This window comes from Streptomyces sp. SID3343, from assembly GCF_009865215.1.
In the GTDB taxonomy this organism is placed as follows: Bacteria; Actinomycetota; Actinomycetes; order Streptomycetales; family Streptomycetaceae; genus Embleya.
This window is the reverse complement of sequence record NZ_WWJX01001629.1, coordinates 1-778: the sequence shown is the minus strand read 5'-3', so window position 1 is coordinate 778 and position 778 is coordinate 1. Positions and strand designations below refer to the sequence as shown.

The following is a 778-nucleotide window of genomic DNA, read 5'->3' as shown; positions in this document are numbered from 1 at the left end:
CGGCGACGGCCGCGGTGGCCGGATTGCCGGCGCGGGTCCTGGTCACGGTGGGACGCTCCATCGACGTGTCCGCGCTCGGACCGATCCCGGCGAACGTGCGCGTGGAACAGTGGGTGCCACAGGCGGACGTCCTCGCCGACGCGGCGGTCGTGGTCTGCCACGGCGGATCGGGGACGACCTTCGGCAGTCTGGCCGCCGGTGTACCGCTGGTGGTGGTCCCGTTCTTCGCCGACCAACCCACCAACGCGCGGCTCGTGGCCGAGGCCGGCGCCGGCCTGGTCGTCGCGCCGAGCGGCGGGCCCGCGGACGGCATGGGCGTGCTCGGTCCCGACGACGGTGCCCGTATCCGGACGGCGGTCGAGACCGTACTCGGCGACCGGTCCCACCGCGCCGCGGCCGAGCGCCTCGCCGCCGAGATGGGCGCGATGCCCACCGCCGACGGGCTGCTCGACACCCTCACGGTCGAACTCGGGATCGCGCACGGGTAGTACGTCGGCGACTCGGCTCGGATTCCTGCCCGGCGGCGAGTTCTCGTGCACCGCGTCGCATGTCGCCACGGTTGGCCGGCCGGCCACAACAGCGGGCCGCCGATCGAACTGTCGTGCACGCTCGGCGTCCCTACCCGCGGGTGCAGTCGGGTCGTCGCCCTGCCATCGTCGCGAGCGCCGGACGAAGTGGGCTCGCTGTCCCGAATCCGCGACGCACTCGGCCATGCAGCCTGCCATGCACTCGGCCATGCACCCTGCCATGCAGCTCGCCATGCAAGTACCAGGTCAGA

Annotated in this window: 1 protein-coding gene; it reads left to right on the top strand. The window is 73.3% G+C overall.

From position 1 onward, the window contains the following. Positions 1–488: nucleotide disphospho-sugar-binding domain-containing protein (locus tag GT354_RS52040; protein WP_161365534.1), on the top strand; the 488-nt coding region annotated here is incomplete at its 5' end. Positions 489–778: the final 290 nt, after the last annotated feature.